Source organism: Ectopseudomonas khazarica (assembly GCF_004521985.1).
Lineage (GTDB): Bacteria > Pseudomonadota > Gammaproteobacteria > Pseudomonadales > Pseudomonadaceae > Aquipseudomonas > Aquipseudomonas khazarica.
Genome location: NZ_SBHZ01000014.1, coordinates 136,452 through 155,295 on the forward strand (window position 1 = coordinate 136,452; position 18,844 = coordinate 155,295).

General features: G+C 65.9%; 17 protein-coding genes. 11 read left to right on the forward strand and 6 right to left on the reverse strand.

Annotated elements, in window-relative coordinates:
• The first annotated feature begins 184 nt into the window (after positions 1 to 184).
• Positions 185 to 1,336 carry an MFS transporter gene (locus EPK82_RS18475; protein WP_037052701.1) on the forward strand — a complete coding sequence of 384 codons (1,152 nt, stop codon included), beginning with the start codon at positions 185 to 187 and terminating at the stop codon, positions 1,334 to 1,336.
• 63 nt (positions 1,337 to 1,399) lie between these two features.
• Here EPK82_RS18475 and EPK82_RS18480 read toward each other — a convergent pair whose 3' ends face one another.
• Positions 1,400 to 2,824 carry an aminotransferase-like domain-containing protein gene (locus tag EPK82_RS18480; RefSeq protein ID WP_134677606.1) on the reverse strand — a complete coding sequence of 475 codons (1,425 nt, stop codon included), beginning with the start codon at positions 2,822 to 2,824 and terminating at the stop codon, positions 1,400 to 1,402.
• Between the two features lie 181 nt (positions 2,825 to 3,005).
• On the opposite strand from EPK82_RS18480, the gene EPK82_RS18485 reads away from it, so the two are divergent.
• Positions 3,006 to 3,230 carry a DUF1127 domain-containing protein gene (locus EPK82_RS18485; protein WP_037052706.1) on the forward strand — a complete coding sequence of 75 codons (225 nt, stop codon included), beginning with the start codon at positions 3,006 to 3,008 and terminating at the stop codon, positions 3,228 to 3,230.
• 35 nt (positions 3,231 to 3,265) lie between these two features.
• Here EPK82_RS18485 and EPK82_RS18490 read toward each other — a convergent pair whose 3' ends face one another.
• On the reverse strand, positions 3,266 to 4,579 hold the full coding sequence (locus EPK82_RS18490) for an NAD(P)/FAD-dependent oxidoreductase (RefSeq protein WP_037052708.1): 1,314 nt from the start codon (positions 4,577 to 4,579) through the stop codon (positions 3,266 to 3,268).
• Between the two features lie 148 nt (positions 4,580 to 4,727).
• Here EPK82_RS18490 and EPK82_RS18495 point away from each other — a divergent pair, with 148 nt between their 5' ends.
• Positions 4,728 to 5,081, forward strand: a complete 354-nt coding sequence (locus EPK82_RS18495; RefSeq protein ID WP_134677607.1) for a YkgJ family cysteine cluster protein — start codon at positions 4,728 to 4,730, stop codon at positions 5,079 to 5,081.
• 203 nt (positions 5,082 to 5,284) lie between these two features.
• Here the strand turns inward: EPK82_RS18495 and gcvA are convergent, their stop codons facing one another.
• Positions 5,285 to 6,202: a transcriptional regulator GcvA gene (gene gcvA, locus EPK82_RS18500; protein ID WP_134677608.1), complete on the reverse strand. Its 918-nt coding sequence runs from the start codon at positions 6,200 to 6,202 to the stop codon at positions 5,285 to 5,287.
• Positions 6,203 to 6,311: 109 nt separating this feature from the next.
• On the opposite strand from gcvA, the gene EPK82_RS18505 reads away from it, so the two are divergent.
• Positions 6,312 to 6,911: a LysE family translocator gene (locus EPK82_RS18505; RefSeq protein ID WP_134677609.1), complete on the forward strand. Its 600-nt coding sequence runs from the start codon at positions 6,312 to 6,314 to the stop codon at positions 6,909 to 6,911.
• 61 nt (positions 6,912 to 6,972) lie between these two features.
• Here the strand turns inward: EPK82_RS18505 and dadR are convergent, their stop codons facing one another.
• Entirely contained in the window at positions 6,973 to 7,461 is a 489-nt protein-coding gene (dadR, locus tag EPK82_RS18510; protein ID WP_037052716.1) for a transcriptional regulator DadR, read from the reverse strand.
• 157 nt (positions 7,462 to 7,618) lie between these two features.
• Between dadR and dadA the strand changes: the two genes are divergently transcribed.
• The 6 genes from dadA (at position 7,619) to EPK82_RS18540 (ending at position 14,087) form a co-directional block, all read left to right on the forward strand.
• Complete coding sequence (gene dadA / locus EPK82_RS18515; RefSeq protein WP_037052717.1) at positions 7,619 to 8,917, forward strand: D-amino acid dehydrogenase; 1,299 nt, start codon at positions 7,619 to 7,621, stop codon at positions 8,915 to 8,917.
• A gap of 39 nt (positions 8,918 to 8,956) precedes the next feature.
• Complete coding sequence (locus EPK82_RS18520; RefSeq protein WP_134677610.1) at positions 8,957 to 9,304, forward strand: RidA family protein; 348 nt, start codon at positions 8,957 to 8,959, stop codon at positions 9,302 to 9,304.
• Between the two features lie 185 nt (positions 9,305 to 9,489).
• Positions 9,490 to 10,563 carry an alanine racemase gene (gene alr / locus EPK82_RS18525; RefSeq protein WP_134677611.1) on the forward strand — a complete coding sequence of 358 codons (1,074 nt, stop codon included), beginning with the start codon at positions 9,490 to 9,492 and terminating at the stop codon, positions 10,561 to 10,563.
• Between the two features lie 159 nt (positions 10,564 to 10,722).
• The gene (locus tag EPK82_RS18530) at positions 10,723 to 11,271 is read left to right on the forward strand and encodes a cupin domain-containing protein (RefSeq protein ID WP_037052720.1); all 549 of its coding nucleotides are present in this window, start codon (positions 10,723 to 10,725) and stop codon (positions 11,269 to 11,271) included.
• Between the two features lie 113 nt (positions 11,272 to 11,384).
• The gene (locus tag EPK82_RS18535) at positions 11,385 to 11,807 is read left to right on the forward strand and encodes a c-type cytochrome (protein ID WP_037052724.1); all 423 of its coding nucleotides are present in this window, start codon (positions 11,385 to 11,387) and stop codon (positions 11,805 to 11,807) included.
• A 126-nt stretch (positions 11,808 to 11,933) separates the two neighbouring features.
• Positions 11,934 to 14,087, forward strand: a complete 2,154-nt coding sequence (locus EPK82_RS18540; protein WP_134677612.1) for an acetyl-CoA hydrolase/transferase C-terminal domain-containing protein — start codon at positions 11,934 to 11,936, stop codon at positions 14,085 to 14,087.
• Here EPK82_RS18540 and EPK82_RS18545 read toward each other — a convergent pair.
• Together EPK82_RS18545 and rep are read right to left on the reverse strand one after the other, a co-directional pair.
• The gene (locus EPK82_RS18545; protein ID WP_134677613.1) at positions 14,084 to 14,656 is read right to left on the reverse strand and encodes a xanthine phosphoribosyltransferase; all 573 of its coding nucleotides are present in this window, start codon (positions 14,654 to 14,656) and stop codon (positions 14,084 to 14,086) included. The genes EPK82_RS18540 and EPK82_RS18545 overlap by 4 nt on opposite strands.
• Positions 14,657 to 14,801: 145 nt before the next feature.
• Positions 14,802 to 16,811 (reverse strand): DNA helicase Rep, encoded by a 2,010-nt coding sequence (gene rep / locus EPK82_RS18550; protein ID WP_047586067.1) that lies wholly within the window; start codon positions 16,809 to 16,811, stop codon positions 14,802 to 14,804.
• Positions 16,812 to 17,082: 271 nt separating this feature from the next.
• Here rep and EPK82_RS18555 point away from each other — a divergent pair, with 271 nt between their 5' ends.
• Positions 17,083 to 18,756 carry a putative bifunctional diguanylate cyclase/phosphodiesterase gene (locus EPK82_RS18555; RefSeq protein ID WP_047586066.1) on the forward strand — a complete coding sequence of 558 codons (1,674 nt, stop codon included), beginning with the start codon at positions 17,083 to 17,085 and terminating at the stop codon, positions 18,754 to 18,756.
• Positions 18,757 to 18,844 lie beyond the last annotated feature (88 nt).

An 18,844-nucleotide genomic window follows, 5' to 3' on the forward strand; every position in this document is an offset into this window, starting at 1 on the left:
CGCTGCCTGCGTTCGGCGATGCGCTGCGATCACTGCTCACTTCGTGACCCGGTGATCGGCTCCCCTCTTCCATTCATGGGCAAGGGGGAGAGGGCCGGCGACCGCGCTCTGAAACCTGCGGCCGGGCTCCCTGCGGAGTCCGGCCGTTGTCTTTGCAACGGCTCGGCAACCAAGGAAGTGAGTCATGCGTTGGGGCACCTATTTCGCCGTCTGTTCGGCGGTCATCAGCATCGGCCTGGCACTGGGCGTGACCATGCCTCTGGTTTCGTTGCGCCTGGAGAGCTGGGGCTACGATTCCTTCGCCATCGGCGTGATGGCCGCGACACCGGCAGTCGGCGTTCTGCTCGGTGCTTCGCTGGCCGGGCGCCTGGCCGCGCGCTTCGGCACCACCGCACTGATGCAGGCGTGCCTGCTGCTCGGTGCGCTGTCGGTGGCCCTGCTGGCGCTGGTGCAGAGCTACGCGGTATGGGTGGCGCTGCGCCTGTTCATCGGCGTGGCGCTGACCGTGGTGTTCATCCTGGGCGAGAGCTGGATCAACCAGCTTGCCGTGGAGAAGTGGCGCGGGCGCCTGGTGGCCCTGTATGGCACCGGCTACGCCCTCAGCCAGCTCAGCGGCCCGCTGCTGCTCACGGCCCTGGGCACGGATACCGATAGCGGCTTCTGGACCGGCGTCGGCCTGCTCATCGGCGGGTCGCTGATCCTGCTGGGCCGCAGCGGGGCGCCGCGAGTGGATGCACACAGCGCCTCGGGGCGCGGCCTGGCGGTGTTCTGCCGGAAGATGCCGGCGATCGCCTGGGCGGTGATGCTGTTCGCCGCGTTCGAGGCGATGATGCTGACCCTGCTGCCGGTCTACGGCCTGCGCCAGGGCTTCACCCAGGAAGTGGCCCTGTTCATGGTCAGTGTGGTGGTGGTCGGTGACGCGGTGCTGCAGTTGCCGATCGGCTGGCTGGCCGATCGCATTTCGCGGCAGTTGCTGTTCCGTTGCTGCGGCCTGGTGCTGCTGGTGTCCAGCCTGGCGATTCCGGCCCTGCTGCATACCGCGCTGATCTGGCCGTTGCTGGTGGCGTTCGGCGCCAGCGCCGGCGGCCTGTTCACCCTGTCACTGATCCTGATCGGCGAGCGCTACCGTGATGACGAACTGGTACGGGCCAACGCCCATGTCGCGCAGCTGTGGGGTATCGGCTGCCTGATCGGGCCGCTGACCACCGGCGCGGTCAGCCAGTGGATCAGTGGCCATGCCTTGCCCCTGCTGATGGCGACCGGCGCAGCCGTCTTCGTCGTCCTGGCCTGGCGCGACGAGGGCTTGTCGGCCGCGCCGGCCGAAGGGCACTCCTAGCGCGCAGCCAGCAGCAGGGCACGCAGACGCAACGGGCGCACGCCGGCCTTTGCAGGCCAAGGCTCAGTCGCTCAGTTCGCTCAGCAACTCGCTGATGGTCGCGCCGATCTGCCGCACCGCCGCCTCGATGGCCTCGCTGGGTGGCTCGGCGTAGTTCAGGCGGATGCAGTTGCGGTACTTGCCGGCTGCGGAAAAGATGCTGCCCGGCGCGATCTGGATCTTGTGCGGCAGCAGGGCGCGGTTGAGCTTCTGGCTGTCGAAGCCCTGCGGCATCTCCACCCAGAGCATGAAGCTGCCCTGGGGGCGGCTGACCCGCGTGCCGGCCGGGAAATAGCGGCTGACCCAATCCACCATCAGGTCGCGGCTGCGCAAGTACTGCGCGCGCATGCGCCGCAGGTGGGGCTCGTAGTGGCCGTCACGCAGGTACTCGGCGACGGCCACCTGCGGCAGCTGGGCGGTGCTGCCGGTGCCCAGGTACTTCATGTGCACCACCTGCTCCAGGTAGCGTCCCGGGGCGATCCAGCCGACCCGCAGGCCGGGTGCCAGGGTCTTGGAGAAGGAACTGCAGAACAGCACGCGGCCGTCCTCGTCGTAGGACTTGATGCTGCGCGGGCGCGGGTAACTGTAAGCGAGGTCGGCGTAGACATCGTCCTCGATGATGGCCACGTCGAAGCGTTGCGCCAGGGCGACCAGGGCGCGCTTGTTGGCCTCGGGCATGATGTAGCCGAGCGGGTTGTTGCAGTTCGGCGTGAGCTGGATGGCCTTGATCGGCCACTGCTCGAGCGCCATTTCCAGGGCTTCCAGGTTGATCCCGGTCAGCGGGTCGGTGGGCAGCTCCAGCGCCTTCATGCCGAAGCCCTTGAGGGCCTGCATCACGCCGTGGAAGCTCGGCGAGTCGACGGCGACGATATCGCCGGGCTGGCAGATGGCGCGCACTGCCGCCGAGAGCGCTTCATGGCAGCCGGTGGTGATCACCAGGTCCTCCGCCGCCACCTGGCAGCCGGAGTCGAGCATCAGCCGGGCGACCTGCTCACGCAGGCGGTTGTCACCGCGTATGCCGCCGTAGGTGAGGATGTCCGGGTCCTGGCGACGGGCCTGGCGGGACAGGTTGCGCAGCAGCGGTTTCAGTGTCGGGCTGCTGATGTCGGGCCGGCCGCGACCGAGCTGCAGGATGTCGTGCTGCGGGGAGCTGCTGATCAGCTCCAGCACGTGGTCCCACTGCGAAACCTCCACCGGCCGCTGCGCCGCCCGGATGATCTGTGGCAGCGCCGGCACCTGGCGTTCCAGCGGCACGAAATAACCGGACTTCGGCCGTGGTGCGGCCAGGCCCATGTCTTCGAGGTGGCGGTAGGCCTGCTGCACCGTGCTGAGGCTAACGCCGTGTTCCTGGCTCAGGCTGCGCACCGAGGGCAGGCGGTCACCGGGGCGGTAGAGGCCCTGCTCGATGCGTGTGCCCAGCAGTTGGGCCAGGTTCATGTACAGCGTCATGACAGTTACCCGGAAAACTCAGACTGTGTGGTTTGACCAGTACAGATTCGCGCAGAAAATCCAATTCAGCCGGAATCGAGCGGAATCTGTATGGAGTTAATAAGAGTTTTTTGAATCTGTCATGTATTTTCTGGCAGCGGCATCCTGATCTCCCATGACAGAAGGCAACGGGAGCATGACGATGACCAGTTTCAGCAAGACAGACCTCGCAGCTGCGAGCGGGCCCGTTCGCAGTGCGGCCGAGCCGCGCGCGACCCGCTACTTCGGGCGCAACTGGCCGGCCTTCTGGCGTCGTCTGAACACCCGCGGCATGCTGCGCAAGCTCAACGACCAGCAACTGCGCGACATCGGCCTCACTCGCGCGCAGGCCGAGCGCGAGGTCTGCCTGCCGTTCTGGAAGCTGTAGCCCGACCGCTGCAGGAGCGGCCGCCGCCGCTGTGCCTACAGCAGCTCTTTCAGGCGGTGCCAGGCCATGCCCAGGGCCAGGAGTGGCGAACGCAGATGCTTGCCACCCGGGAAGGTCATGTGCGGTACCTGGGCGAACAGGTCGAAGCCCTGGCTGGCCTGGCCGGCGATGGCTTCGGCGAGCAGCTTGCCGGCCAGGTGCGTGGCGTTGACGCCGTGGCCGGCATAGGCCTGGGCATGGAACACGTTGGGCTGATCCTTGAGGCGACCGACCTGCGGCAGGCGATTGGCGCCGATGCCGATCATGCCGCCCCACTGATAGTCGATGCGTACGTTGGCCAGTTGCGGGAACACCTTGAGCATCTTCGGCCGCATGTAGCCGGCGATGTCCGCCGGGTCGCGTCCGGAGTAGTGGCAGGCGCCACCGAACAGCAGGCGGCGGTCGGCCGAGAGCCGGTAGTAGTCCACGGTCACGCGCTGGTCGCACAGCGCCATGTTCTGCGGGATCAGCTCACGGGCCTGCTCCTCGGACAGTTGCTCGGTGGCGATGATGTAACTGCCGGCCGGCAGCACCTTGCCGCTGAGGCTCGGGTTGAGTCCGTTGATGTAGGCGTTGCAGGCCAGTACCAGGAAGCGTGCGCGGACCTGGCCCTGCGCGGTGTGCACGCGCACCTCGTTGCCATAGTCGATGCGGGTGACCGGCGACTCCTCGAACAGCTGCACGCCCAGCGACTGCGCCGCGGCGGCTTCGCCGAGCGCCAGGTTGAGCGGGTGCAGGTGGCCCGAACCCATGTCGATCATGGCGCCGTGGTAGTTGCGGGAACCGACCACCTCGTGGATGCGCTCCTGCGGAACCAGACGCAGCTCGTGGCGGTAGCCGAGGCTTTCCAGCTCGGCCTTGTCCTCGGCGAAGCCGTCGAGATGGGCCGGCTTGTTGGCCAGGTCGCAGTAGCCCCAGGTCAGGTCGCAGTCGATCTGGAAGCGCTCGACCCGCTCGCGCACGATCTCCACCGCCTCCAGGCCCATCAGCTTGAACTGGCGCACGCCTTCCTTGCCCACCACCGACTCGAACTGCTCGACGTCATGGCCCACGCCGCGAATCAGTTGCCCGCCGTTGCGCCCGCTGGCACCCCAGCCGATCCTGCGTGCTTCCAGCAGTGCCACCGACAGGCCTTTCTGGGCCAGCTCGATGGCGGTGTTCAGGCCGCTGAAACCGCCGCCGACGATGCACACATCCACCTGCAGCTCACCGCCCAGGGGCGGGTAGGCCTGCTGGCGATTGACGCTGGCGGCGTAGTAGGAAGCGGCATGCTGTGGGCTGTGGACGGGCTGTTGAACGCGGGCGTTCATGTGCGAAATCCTGATTTTGGTGTGTGGAAAATTTAACGCAGGATAAGCGCGTGATCCGCCCGACGCCAAGAGGCAAGCGGAAAAAAGCAGGATTTATCGGCGGGCCGGGCGCTGTAGACTGTGCCCTTCGTTCCCCGGATGCCCAGGCATGAGCTGCACTGACCGCAAGATAGACTACCTGCGCCGACAGATTCCGCGCTTCGACTGCGTGCCGGGCTGTCACGACTGCTGCGGGCCGGTCACCGCATCGTCGCAGGAGCTGGCGCGCCTGCCGGTGAAGAGCGATGCCGAACATGAGGCGGCGCTGGCCGAGTACAACTGCGTACACCTGGGGCCCAATGGCTGCGAAGTGTATGACCAGCGCCCGCTGATCTGCCGTCTGTTCGGCACCACGCCGAACCTGCCGTGCCCGCGTGGACGTGCCCCCGAGCAGCCCATCGAGCCGGCCATGGAGCAGCAGGTACACCGCCTGATCGCCAGCACGCGGCAGCGTCTGCTGTAGGGAGCACTTGGGCTCGGGGCGAAAAGTCGTCGAGCTAAAGTCAGGCAATCGCGATGGCGGCCCCGTGAAATCGCCCGAGGAAGCGCAGTCTGCGTGCTGTGAACGAGCATTCTGAGCGCGTCTCAACGCAGCATCATTTTCGTGCAAAGCCTGGCTCGCCAGGCCAGGTCCCTGGCGTACGCTGCGCTGCGTGTCGCCGGCAGTTAATGCTCGGCCAGAACCTGTTCCAGGGCTGCGCGTTCCGCCTGCGCAGTGGCGCATATCCACTCCCTGACCGCGGTGATGGCCGGGTTCGCGTCATGGCGCGCTGGCCAGACCAGCCAGTAGGCGTAGTCGTTGGGAATCCGTAGCTGCGGGCAGGGCATGAGCAGACGCCCGGCGCGCAAGTCGCCCGCCGCCAGAAACAGGCGCCCCAGCGCGATGCCCTGTCCGTCGGCGGCAGCCTGGAGGGCGAGGGCGGAATCGCTCAGGTTCAATCCGGCGGGCACCGCCAGGTCAGGGTGACCGGCAGCGCTGAACCAGCGGCTCCAGTTTCCTTTCGGGGTGTCGTGCAGCAGGCGATGACCCAGCAGGTCGGCGGGGGTGCAGGGCGTTGGCAGGGCCTGCCGCTGGGCCGGGCTGCACACCGGGCTCAGGATTTCCGTGGCCAGCAAGGCACTGTTCAGGCCGGCCCAACCGCCGGGGCCTGACCTCAAACCGAGGTCGAAACGGTTGTCCTTGCCATCCCACAGCTCGGCGGTGGTGGTCAGTTGCAGGTCGATCTCCGGGTGGGCGGCCTGGAGCGCGGGAAGATGTGGCATCAGCCAGCGTGAGGCCAGCGACGGCAGTACGCTCATCCGCACCGGGCCATTGGCTGGGCGCCGGGCCGTGGCGCTGGCAGCGGCGATACGGTCCAGCGCCGGCGTCAGGTCGTTCAGGTACGCGGCCCCTGTAGGGGTCAGGGCCAGCACCCGGCCTCGCCGTTCGAACAGGGGTTGGCCCAACCATGCCTCCAGCAGGCGTACCTGATGGCTGATGGCGGCCTGGGTCACCGCCAGTTCATCGGCGGCACGGGTGAAATGCAGGTGGCGGGCGGCAGCTTCGAACGCGCGGACTGCTCCCAGCGGCGGCAGACGGCGCATGAGCCTCTTCCATTAGCTGTATTTATCCAATGGCCGAGATTAGATCATTTCCCCGCCGCTGAAAACGCCGGTTAACTCTCTGAAATCGTTCGATAAATGAGAGGGTGTCATGGCACTTGAGCTGGTTGCGGTGTTTCTCGGGTTTGCGGTACCGATGGTCATCAGTCCGGGGCCGGGGAACACGGTGCTGGCCCTGTCCGGTGCTCGTTTCGGGGTGCGGGGTACTGGGCTGTTCTGGTTGGGGTTCGAGATCGGCAATGTGCTGCTGTGCCTGCTCTACGGCCTGGGTTTCGGAGCCCTGCTCCTGGAGTACCCGCAGAGCCATACGCTGATGCTGTGGGCGGGGGCGGCCTACGTGCTGTATCTGGCCTGGGGCTTCTTCCGTTCCGCAGCACCTGGCGCCAAGCCCCAGACGGTGGAGCGCATGGGGCTGGTCAGCGGCATCGTCGCCGTGCTGCTGAACGTCAAGATCCACTCGATGGTGGCGGTCATGTTCGCCCAGTTCCTGCAGCCGGATCGGGCACTGGCGCCTCAGGTGCTGCTGCTGACGGGCGCCTTTCTGCTGGTGGGCATCGTCTGCCACTTCCCGTGGATCTACGGTGGGCAACTGATTCTGGGGCGCTTCACCTCGGACCAGGCATTAAGGATACAGGGGTGGGTCTTCGGCGGCCTCATGGTCGCGGTGGCGGTGCATATGCTCTGGGTCTGAGCGACGCCTGGCCGTTCAGCGTCGCTCCCGTTGACTCCGGCACAGGCCCTGTCCCGCAGGGCTATTCCGGTACGGGCAGTTGCAGCGACTCTTTCACCTCTTCCATGACGATATAGCTCTTCGATTCGCGCACGTGCGGCAACTTGAGCAGGATGTCGCCGAGCAGCTTGCGGTAGCTGGCCATCTCGTTGATGCGTGCCTTCACCAGGTAGTCGAAGTCGCCGGAAACCAGGTGGCACTCCAGCACGTGCGGCAGCTTGAGCACCGCGCGGCGGAACTCCTCGAAGGTGTCGCCGGACTTGTAGTCCAGGCTGATCTCGACGAATACCAGCAGGCTGGCCTTGAGGTTCTGCGGGTTGAGGCGGGCGTGGTAGCCCATGATGATGCCTTCGCGCTCCAGGCGGCGTACGCGCTCGGTGCAGGGCGTGGTCGACAGCCCCACGCGCTCGCCCAGTTCGGTGAAACTGATGCGCCCATCCTCCTGCAGGATGCGCAGGATGTTGCGGTCGATCTTGTCCAGTTCACGACGGCTTTGATGCTGGGTTCTCATGGGGAATCCGCCTCTGTAAAACGGCTTTTTGCCAAGAATTCTCGCCAAATATAGCTGTGTATATGGTGAAAAGCACTGCACGGCTCTTCCTATACTGCGCCCATCGACAACTCTGGTCCGTTACGTCCGTATCTCAAGGTGCGGCGGGGAGAAAAGCATGCGTGTTCTGGTTCTCGGCAGCGGTGTGATTGGTACCGCCAGTGCATACTACCTGGCCCGTCAGGGCTTCGAGGTGGTAGTGGTCGATCGCCAGGACGGCCCGGCGCTGGAGACCAGCTTCGCCAACGCTGGCCAGGTGTCTCCCGGCTATGCCTCGCCCTGGGCGGCCCCGGGCGTACCGCTGAAAGCCATCAAGTGGCTGCTGCAGAAACACGCGCCGCTGGCGATCAAGGCCACCGGCGACGTCGACCAGTACCTGTGGATGGCGCAGATGCTGCGCAACTGCACCGCCAGCCGCTATGCGGTGAACAAGGAGCGCATGGTGCGTCTGTCCGAGTACAGCCGCGACTGCCTCGACGAGCTGCGTGCCGAGACCGGCATCGCCTACGAAGGCCGTCAGTTCGGCACCACCCAGCTGTTCCGCACCCAGGCTCAGGTCGATGCCGCCGCCAAGGACATCGCCGTGCTGGAAGCCTCCGGCGTGCCTTACGAGCTGCTCGACCGTGATGCCATCGCTCGCGTCGAACCGGCGCTGGCTGGCGTCAAGCACAAGCTGGCCGGTGCCCTGCGCCTGCCCAACGACCAGACCGGCGACTGCCAGATGTTCACCAACAAGCTGGCGGACATGGCCAAGGCGCTCGGCGTCGAGTTCCGCTTCGGCCAGAACATCCAGCGCCTGGACGCCGTGGGCGACCGCATCAACGGTGTATGGATCGACGGTAAGCTGGAAACCGCCGACCGCTACGTGCTGGCCCTCGGCAGCTACAGCCCGCAGCTGCTCAAGCCGCTGGGCGTGCGTGCGCCGGTCTACCCGCTCAAGGGCTATTCGCTGACCGTGCCGATCGTCAACGCGGACATGGCGCCGAAGTCGACCATTCTCGACGAGACCTACAAGGTCGCCATCACCCGTTTCGACAACCGTATCCGTGTCGGCGGCATGGCCGAGATCGCCGGCTTCGACCTGTCGCTCAACCCGCGTCGCCGTGAAACCCTGGAGATGATCACCGCCGATCTGTACCCGGAAGGCGGCGACCTGCAGCGTGCCGACTTCTGGACCGGCCTGCGCCCGGCGACCCCGGACGGCACGCCCATCGTCGGGGCCACGGCCTACCGCAACCTGTTCCTCAACACCGGGCACGGCACCCTGGGCTGGACCATGGCCTGCGGCTCCGGTCGCCTGCTTGCCGACCTGATGGCCAACAAGCGCCCGCAGATCAGCGCCGACGGTCTGGATATCTCGCGTTATTCGCGCAAGGCCCGCGAAGTGCACGGTGAGCCGCAGCCGCTGCGGACCTGATAGCCTCTGCGTTTTTGCAATCCAAGGAGTTCTACCCTTATGTCGATCCAGCGCCTGCACGTGGCCAAACGCTACAGCGAAGTGGTGATCCACAACGGCACCATCTACCTCGCTGGCCAACTGGCTGACGACTTCGAAGGCGACATCCGCGAGCAGACCCGCCAGACCCTGGCCAACATCGACAAGATGCTGGCCGAGGGTGGCAGCGACAAGAGCAAGATTCTCTCGCTGACCATCTTCATCAAGGACATGGCCGATTACGACGGCCTCAACGCCGAGTACGACGCCTGGGTCGCGGACGGCCACGCGCCGGCGCGCGCCTGCGTCGAGGCGAAGATGTACAAGCCCGAAGTGCTGGTGGAAATGTGCGTGGTGGCTGCCGTCTGAGGCAGCCGCTCTGCGGACCCCGATTTGTGTTGGCTTTTCACCCGGCTCCCCTGCCGGGTTTTTTTTGCGACCGGCGCGGCGAGAGCAACGACGCTCCCGGTCGCGTTGAATGACGATGCGCGCTCCGCATTGCCGGGGCTGCGCGTCCCCAATCGCCTCGGCGAACGACTGAGAGACAAGCAACCATGCGCCCTGCCCGTGCCCTGATCGACCTCGACGCCCTGCGTCACAACTACCAACTGGCCCGTGAGTTGAGTGGCGCCCAGGCCCTCGCGGTGGTCAAGGCCGATGCCTACGGGCATGGCGCGGTGCGTTGCGCCGAAGCGCTGGGGGATCTGGCCGACGGCTTTGCCGTGGCCTGCATCGAGGAGGCGCTGGTGCTGCGCGAAGCCGGCGTGCGTGCGCCGATCCTGCTGCTCGAAGGCTTCTTCGAGGCCGACGAGCTGGCGCTGATCGATCAGCATCAGCTGTGGTGCGTCGTCCACGCGCAATGGCAGCTCGAAGCCATCGAACAGGCACGCCTGAGCCAGCCGCTGACCGTCTGGCTCAAGCTCGACAGCGGCATGCACCGCGTCGGCCTGCACCCGGCCGAGTACCAGGCCGCCTACCGGCGCCTGCTGGCCAGCGGCAAGGTCAGCAAGATCGTGCTGATGAGCCACTTCGCCCGTGCCGACGAGCCGGCGTGCCCGCGCACGGCCGAGCAGCTGGCAACCTTCCAGCAGGCTCGTGAAGGTCTCGCGGCGGAAGTCAGCCTGCGCAACTCGCCGGCCGTGCTCGGCTGGCCGCAGGTACCGAGCGACTGGGTGCGCCCCGGCATCATGCTGTACGGCGCGACGCCGTTCGAGGGCGCCCAGGAGCAGGCGGCGCGGTTGCGGCCGGTGATGACCCTGGAGTCGAAGGTCATCAGCGTGCGCGAACTGCCGGCCGGCGAGCCGGTGGGCTACGGTGCGCGCTTCGTCGCCGAGCGGCCGACGCGCGTCGGTGTGGTCGCCATGGGCTATGCCGACGGCTACCCGCGCCATGCGCCGAGCGGTACGCCGGTGGCGGTGGACGGCCAACTGACGCGCCTGATCGGGCGCGTGTCGATGGACATGCTGACCGTGGACCTCACCGATCTGCCTCAGGCCGGCCTGGGCAGCCGCGTCGAACTGTGGGGCAAGCAGGTGCTGGCCAGCGACGTGGCGCTGGCGGCGGACAGCATTCCCTACCAGATCTTCTGCAACCTGCGGCGGGTTCCCCTGCTCTACAGCGGGCGCTGAGCGGAATGCGCCGCGCCCGAGCAAGGCGCTGGCGGATGGGCCTCGGGGCGGGTGCGGATGAGTGGTGTGGGCGAGGATGAACGCAAGTGTTGTAAATTCCGAACGCTATGCCATGATACGGACACTTTTTCGCACCATACCCAAGGGGGGACTCCAGCATTGGACGTCGGCGTTCGACTGCAATCGATTCGTAAGCTCAAAGGCCTTTCCCAGCGTGAACTCGCCAAGCGGGCGGGGGTCACCAACAGCACCATCTCGATGATCGAGAAGAACAGTGTGAGCCCTTCCATCAGCTCGCTGAAGAAGGTGCTTGGCGGCATTCCCATGTCGCTCGTGGAGTTCTTCTCGCTCGACCTCGAGCAGGAGAACCAGACCCAGGTGGTCTACCGGGCATCCGAGCTGACCGACATCTGCAGCGGCGCCATCACCATGAAGCTGATCGGCAAGGCCCACCCCGGCCGCGCCATCGCCTTCCTGGACGAAACCTACCCGGCGGGCACCGACACCGGTGACGAGATGTACGCCCACGAGGGTGAAGAGGCCGGCATGCTGGTAGAGGGCAAGCTGGAACTGACCGTTGGCAACGAGGTGTTCGTGCTCGAAGCCGGTGACAGCTATTACTTCGAAAGCAGCAAGCCGCATCGCTTCCGCAATCCGTTCGACCAGCCGGCACGGCTGATCAGCGCCACGTCCCCGGCGAACTTCTGATCGACGACACTGCGACAATCTGGGTTGTTTCGGCCTGGGCTGCTTGCCGTTATACTGTCGCCCGCTCGCGAAACCGTGGCCGCGGGCGTGACTAGCCACGAAGAGGGTGTACCGTGAATCTGATGAAGAAAATGCTGGCAGTACCGGCTGCCGTATTGGCCCTGTGGGCAGTGACTGCTCAGGCCACGACCGATGAAGCTATCGCCGAGCGCCTGAAGCCGGTGGGCGAAGTGTGCATCATGGGTGAAGAATGCAAGGGCGTCGAAACCGTGGCGGCCTCCGCCGGCGGTGGTGCGCGCACTGCTGACGATATCATCGCCAAGCACTGCAATGCCTGCCATGGCACCGGCGTGCTGGGTGCGCCGAAGATCGGCGATAGCGCTGCCTGGAAAGAGCGTGCCGACCACCAGGGTGGTCTCGACGGCATCCTGGCCAAGGCCATTTCCGGCATCAACGCCATGCCGCCGAAGGGCACCTGCGCCGACTGCTCGGACGACGAGCTGCGTGCTGCGATCCAGAAGATGTCCGGTCTGTAAGACTCGCTTCTTCCATGAAAAAACCGCCTTCAGGGCGGTTTTTTCGTTTCTGCCGGCACCATGCAACCATGCCGGCGACGACAGAGTCCAAGCTGCATTCGCCATGGATGTCGTGAGGAGCGCCAGATGCCGCACAGCTGTACCCTCGAGCAAGCCGTCGACCGTGTACTGAACGCGATCGATGGCCCCATCCATCTCGGCCTGCCGCTGGGGCTGGGCAAGCCCAATCGCTGGGTCAATGCACTCTATGCGCGGGTGCGGCAGATGCCCGAGCGCCAGCTGACCATCTACACCGCGCTGTGCCTGGCACGCCCGCGTGCCGGGCAGGCGTTGCAGCAGCGCTTCCTCGAGCCGTTCGTGGCGCGGGTCTTCGGCGACTATCCCGAACTGGAGTTCCTGGCCGACCTGCACGGCGGCAGCCTGCCCGCTAATGTCAGGGTCGAGCAGTTCTTCTTCCAGCCGGGCAGCCTGCTCGAATGCGAGCCGGCGCAGCAGGACTACATCAGCAGCAACTACAGCCACGTCGCCCGTGACCTCAATGCCAAGGGGCTGAACGTGGTCGCCCAGCTGGTCGCCGCCGACGCCGGGCAGCCCGAGCACTTCAGCCTGAGCTGCAACCCGGACGTGACCCTCGACCTGCTGCCGCTGCTGGAGCGGCGCCGCGCCGCTGGCGAGACGGTGCTCAGCGTGGCGCAGGTGCATGTCGACCTGCCGTTCATGAGCGGTGACGCCCTGGTGCTGCGTGACACCTTCGACATCCATGTCGCCGAGGACGAGCGCACGACGCTGTTCTCCACGCCGAACATGCCGGTATCGCTGCAGGATCACTGCATCGGGCTGCTGGCCAGCAGCCTGGTGCGCGATGGCGGCACCCTGCAGATCGGCATCGGCTCGATGGGCGATGCCCTGACGGCGGCGCTGATGGCGCGGCAGCACGACAACACCGGCTATCGGGCGCTGCTGCAGGCGCTGGGCGGCGATATATGGACGGCGGAGATCGCCGCCAACGGCGGCCTGGAGCCGCTCGAGCAGGGCCTCTACGGTTGCAGCGAGATGTTCGTCAACGGCCTGCTGGCGCTGGCCGAAGCCGGCCTGGTCAGGCGTCCGGTCTACCCGGATCTGCGCCTGCAGCGTCTCGCCGACAACGCCGCACTGGACGAGCAGGGCCGCCCGCACAGTGTCCAGGCGCTGCTCGCTGGCGGGCTGCCGGCGCAGCTGGGCGCGGCCGATCTGGACTGGCTGCTTGCCTGCGGTCTGCTGCAGGGCGAGGTGCGCTGGCAGGCCGGGCGCCTGCACCTGCCCGACGGCAGCTGGGTGGCGGCCGACCTGGACGATCCGCACAGCCGTGCTTGCCTGCAACCCTATCTGGGCCGTGCCAGCGGCGGCGTGGTGCTGCATGGCGGCTTCTTTCTCGGGCCCGGCAGCTTCTACCGACGCCTGCGCGAGCTGGACGACGCCGGGCGGCAACGCTTCGCCATGACCGGCATTCGCTACATCAACGAGCTGTATGGTCAGGAGGCGCTGAAGCGCCTGCAGCGCCGCGATGCGCGCTTCATCAACACGGTGTTCACCATGACCCTGCTGGGTGCCGGCGTGGCCGACCAGCTGGAGGATGGCCGGGTGCTCAGCGGCGTGGGCGGGCAATACAACTTCGTCGCCCAGGCACATGCGCTGGACGACGCGCGCTCGATCCTGCTGCTGCGCAGCTGGCGCGAGTCGGGTGGCGAGCTCAGCTCCAATCTGGTCTGGGAATATGGCCATGCCACCATTCCCCGGCACCTGCGCGACATGGTGGTGACCGAGTACGGCATCGCCGACCTGCGCGGCAAGACCGACTCCCAGGTGATCGAGGCACTGCTGAAGATCAGCGACTCGCGCTTCCAGCCGCAGTTGATCGAGCAGGCGCAGCAGGCCGGCAAGCTGCCCGAAGACTTTCGCCTGGACGAGCGTTTCACCCGCAACCTGCCCGAGCGCCTGGAGGCGCTCCGCGAGCAGCACGCCGCGCTGTTCGCCGAATACCCGCTGGGCAGCGACTTCAGCGACGTGGAACAGGACCTGCTGCGCGCCCTGAACTGGCTCAAGCGCACACTGCGCCTGAGCGAGGTGCTGGAGCTGGGCAAGGCGACACTCGATGCGCCGGAGCCGGAGGCCTACCCCGAGCACCTGCGGCGCATGGGGCTGGAGGCGCCGGATGGCGTGCGCGAGGCCCTGTACCAGCGTTTGCTGCTGGCGGGCCTGCAGGCGAGCGGCGCCGGCGAGGCCGGGCCGCGTTCGACCTAGTCGAGGAAGCGCACCTGGCCGTTCTCCAGCGCGGCGACGCGGGCCAGCGACTCGACGCGATAGCCTTCGCTCTGCAGCAGGTTGCGGCCTTCCTGGAAGGACTTCTCGATGACGATGCCGATGCCCGCGACCTGGGCGCCGGCCTGCTGGATCAGGTCGATCAGCGCCTTGGCGGCGTGGCCGTTGGCGAGGAAGTCGTCGATCACCAGCACCTTGTCGGCCGCGGTCAGGTGACGTGCGGAAATGGCGATGGTGCTCTCGGTCTGTTTGGTGAAGGAAAACACCTTGGAGATCAGCAGGTCGTCCTTGAGCGTCAGCGACTGGAACTTGCGAGCGAAGATCACCGGGATGCCCAGCTCCAGGCCGGCCATCACCGCCGGGGCGATCCCCGACGCCTCGATGGTGACGATCTTGGTGATGCCCTGGCTCTTGAAGCGCTCGGCGAACTCGTGGCCGACCTGCTTCATCAGCAGCGGGTCGATCTGGTGGTTGAGAAAGGCATCGACCTTGAGCACCTGCTCCGACAGTACGATGCCTTCTTCGCGAATCTTCTGTTTCAGCGCTTCCACGCGGTTTCCTCTCAGATGAACGTAGCCCGGATGCAATCCGGAACGATGTCCCCGGATTGCATCCGGGCTACGGAATAAACCTGTTTTTTTGTCGCCTGCCGGAATCGGCGGGCCATCGCGGCGCGATGGTGAAACTAGCTCCCGGCTATTTTTTCAGCATCGCGCGCATGTTGGCTAGGGCATCGTTGCCGCGTGCGGCCTTGGCTTCCACGGGGGCTTCTTCCTGGCCTTCCCAGACCAGGTCCTCCGGCGGCAGTTCGTCGAGGAAGCGGCTCGGCGTGCAGTCGATGATCTCGCCGTACTGCTTGCGCTTGGCGGCGAAGGTCAGTGCCAGGTTGCGCTTGGCGCGGGTGATGCCGACATAGGCCAGGCGCCGTTCTTCCTCGATGGTGTCGGCCTCGATGCTGGAGCGGTGGGGGAGAATCTCCTCCTCGAAGCCGATGATGTACACCGAGGGGAATTCCAGGCCCTTGGAGGCGTGCATGGTCATCATCTGCACACCCTCGGCGCCTTCTTCCTCTTCCTGCTGGCGCTCGAGCATGTCGCGCAGCACCAGCTTGCCGATGGCGTCCTCGACGGTCATGTCGCCGTCCTCGTCCTTCTCCAGGGTGTTCTTCAGCGCATCGACGAGGAACCACACGTTGCCCATGCGCGCATCGGCCACCTTGTCGCTGGAGGCGTTCTGCCGCAGCCAGTTCTCGTAGTCGATGTCCATCACCATGCTGCGGATCGCGGCGATCGGGTCGTTCTGCGCGCATTGCTGGCGCACGCCGTCCATCCAGCGCTTGAAGCGTGCCAGGCGTTCGGTGAAGCGGCTGTCCAGGTGTTCGCCGAGGCCGATCTCGTCGCTGGCGGCGTACATCGAGATGTTGCGCTGGCTGGCGTAGTTGCCGAGCTTCTCCAGGGTGGTCGAGCCGATCTCGCGGCGCGGCACGTTGATCACCCGCAGGAAGGCGTTGTCGTCATCCGGGTTGACCAGCAGGCGGAAGTAGCTCATCAGGTCCTTCACCTCCTGGCGGGCGAAGAAGCTGGTGCCACCGGAGAGGCGATAGGGAATCTGGTGGTGCTGCAGCTTCAGCTCCATCAGCTTGGCCTGGTAGTTGCCCCGGTAGAGGATGGCGAAGTCGCTGTACGGGCGCTGGGTGCGCAGGTGCTCGGTGAGGATCTCCAGGGCCACCCGTTCGCACTCGGCATCCTCGTTGCGCGTGCGGATCACGCGGATCTCGTCGCCATGGCCCATCTCCGACCACAGCTGCTTCTCGAACACGTGCGGGTTGTTGGCGATGAGGATGTTGGCGCACTTGAGGATACGGCTGGTGGAGCGGTAGTTCTGCTCCAGCATCACCACTTTCAGCGACGGGTAGTCCTCTTTCAGCAGCATCAGGTTTTCCGGGCGCGCGCCGCGCCAGGCGTAGATCGACTGGTCATCGTCGCCGACCACGGTGAACTGGTTGCGCATGCCCACCAGCATCTTCACCAGCAGGTACTGGCTGGCGTTGGTGTCCTGGTATTCGTCGACCAGCAGGTAGCGGATGCGGTTCTGCCACTTCTCGAGGATGTCGGCGTGCTCCTGGAACAGCGTCACCGGCAGCAGGATCAGGTCGTTGAAGTCCACCGCGTTGTACGCCTTGAGCGTGCGCTGGTAGTGCAGGTAGACGATGGCGGCGGTCTGCTCCTTGGGCCCGCGCGCGTTGGCCAGCGCCTCGTCGGGCAGGATCAGGTCGTTCTTCCAGCTGTCGATGAGGTTCTTGATCTCGTCGGCACCGTCGTCGCCGGCATACTCCTTCTGCATGATGTCGGTGAGCAGCGCCTTGATGTCGCCGTCGTCGAAGATCGAGAAGCCGGGCTTGTAGCCCAGGCGCGCGTATTCCTTGCGGATGATGTTCATGCCCAGGTTGTGGAAGGTGGACACGGTCAGGCCGCGCGCCTCGCTGCCCTTGAGCAGGGTGCCGACGCGCTCCTTCATCTCGCGCGCGGCCTTGTTGGTGAAGGTCATCGCGACGATGTGCTGGGCACGGATGCCGCAGTTCTGCACCAGGTGGGCGATCTTGCGGGTGATCACGCTGGTCTTGCCGGAACCTGCACCGGCGAGCACCAATAGTGGGCCGCCGACATAGTTCACGGCCTCTTGTTGCCGGGGATTCAGTCGGGACATGGGATCGTTCGCAGGAAAAATGGCCGCGCATTTTAACAGGCCTGGCGCGTTCTGCCGCGACCGTCCGGAACTGTGCTCTGGAGCACGGAATTGACTGACGGCACGCTTGGTTAATCGGTGGATTCCAGTACTCTCGTTTCACTTGCCGGTTTGTTAGCTATACCTCAGGATGTGCACCACCTTTCGCACGGATGTGATTGATTAGACGTCGATAACGGCGCGTTCAGGCGATGCAATTCGCCATCATCTTTGTGTCATTGGGGGAGGTTGCTTGTCCACGCTCGTCGAACCCTTGCGGTTGGTTCTGCTGTCGGAATCGCCAGACTGGGCGGAATTGTTGCGCGAGCAGTTGGGTGCTCTCGGGAGTGCTTCCCCGCTGATTACCGCGCCCTCCTGGGACGCTGCCAGCAGCCTGTTCGACGACCATGCCAGTGGCCTGGTGCTGGCCACCCCCGAGCGTCTGCCAGCCGCTCATCAATGCCCCTTGCCGATCGTCCTGCTGCTCGAAGAAGAACCCGTCGAGGAGCCATCCGGCGTCAGCGACTGGCTGGTACGCGGTGCGCTCAGCCTCGATGTGCTGCGTCGCTGTCTGCGCTACGTGCGCGAGCAGGGCAGTCTCAAGCAGACCCTGCAACGCCTGGCCGAGCAGGACCCGCTGACCGGTATCGCCAATCGCCAGGGCTTCCAGACGCTGCTCGCGGCACGTCTCAGCGAATGCAACGGGCGTGGCCTGGTGCTGGGGCATCTCGATCTGGACAACTTCCGCCACGCCAACGATGCCCTTGGCTACCAGGCCGGCGACCGCCTGATCCTGCAGGTGGTGGCGCGTCTGAAGGGCCTGCTGCAGCCCTGCGACCAGCTGGCTCGGCTGGGCAGCGACGAGTTCGCCCTGCTGCTCGATGTGCGGCGCGACCCGCAGCGCGTCGAGCGACTGGCCGAGCGCGTCACCGAGGTGCTTGGCGAACCCTACTGGGTCGATGGCGAGAGCCTGCTGATCGGCTGCAGCCTCGGTCTGGCGCATGCCCGTGCCGGGGAGGGCGCCGACCCGCTGCTGTGGCACGCGCATATCGCCATGCAGCAGGCGAAGAACCAGCAGGGCTGCGTGTTCCACGTCTATGACGAGCGCCTGAACCGCAGTGCGCGCAGCCAGGCGGATCTCGAAAGCGAATTGCGCCGCGCCCTGCGCCGCGATGAGCTGGAACTGCATTACCAGCCGCGCCTCTGCCTGAAGAGCGGGCGCATTGTCGGTCTCGAGGCGCTGGTGCGCTGGCAGCACAGCGAACGCGGCCTGCTTTCGCCCAACGAGTTCGTGCCTCTGGCCGAGGAAACCGGGCTGATCGTGCCGCTGGGCTACTGGGTGATCTCCCGCGCACTACGCGACATGCAGTGGTTGCGCGGGCGCGGCCTGCCGTCGTTGCACATGGCGGTCAACCTGTCGTTCCGCCAGTTCCAGGACAGCCAGTTGCTGGCCACCCTGAGCCGCCTGATCGAGGAGCGTGGCGTCGAGGCGCAGTGGCTCGAATTCGAGCTGACCGAAACGGCGGTGATGCGCCGCAGCGATCAGGTGCAGCAGACCATGCTGGAACTGGGACGCCTGGGCGTGCGCTTCTCCCTGGATGACTTCGGCACCGGGTTCTCCTCCTTCGTCCACCTCAACAACCTGCCGATCACCCTGCTGAAGATCGACCGCAGCTTCGTCGCCGGCATGGGCGAGCGCGCCGAGAACCGCCAGTTGGTGCGGGCGATGATCAACCTGGCACACAACCTCAATCTCGAAGTGGTCGCCGAAGGGGTGGAGAACATCGAGCAGCTCGACATGCTGCGCCAGTTCGGCTGCGACCAGGTGCAGGGCTATCTGATCAGCAAGGCGGTACCGCTGGCCGAACTGGCGCGCTTTCTCGTGTTCGGCATGCGCCAGCCGCTGCTCGGCGGCGGGGGCGCCTAGCCCCGCGTCGCGCTAAGGCAGGCTTCGCCGCCAACCGTGCAGGGTTGCTGCAGCCGCGCCGTTTTCCACTGGAAGCCCAGCACCAGGC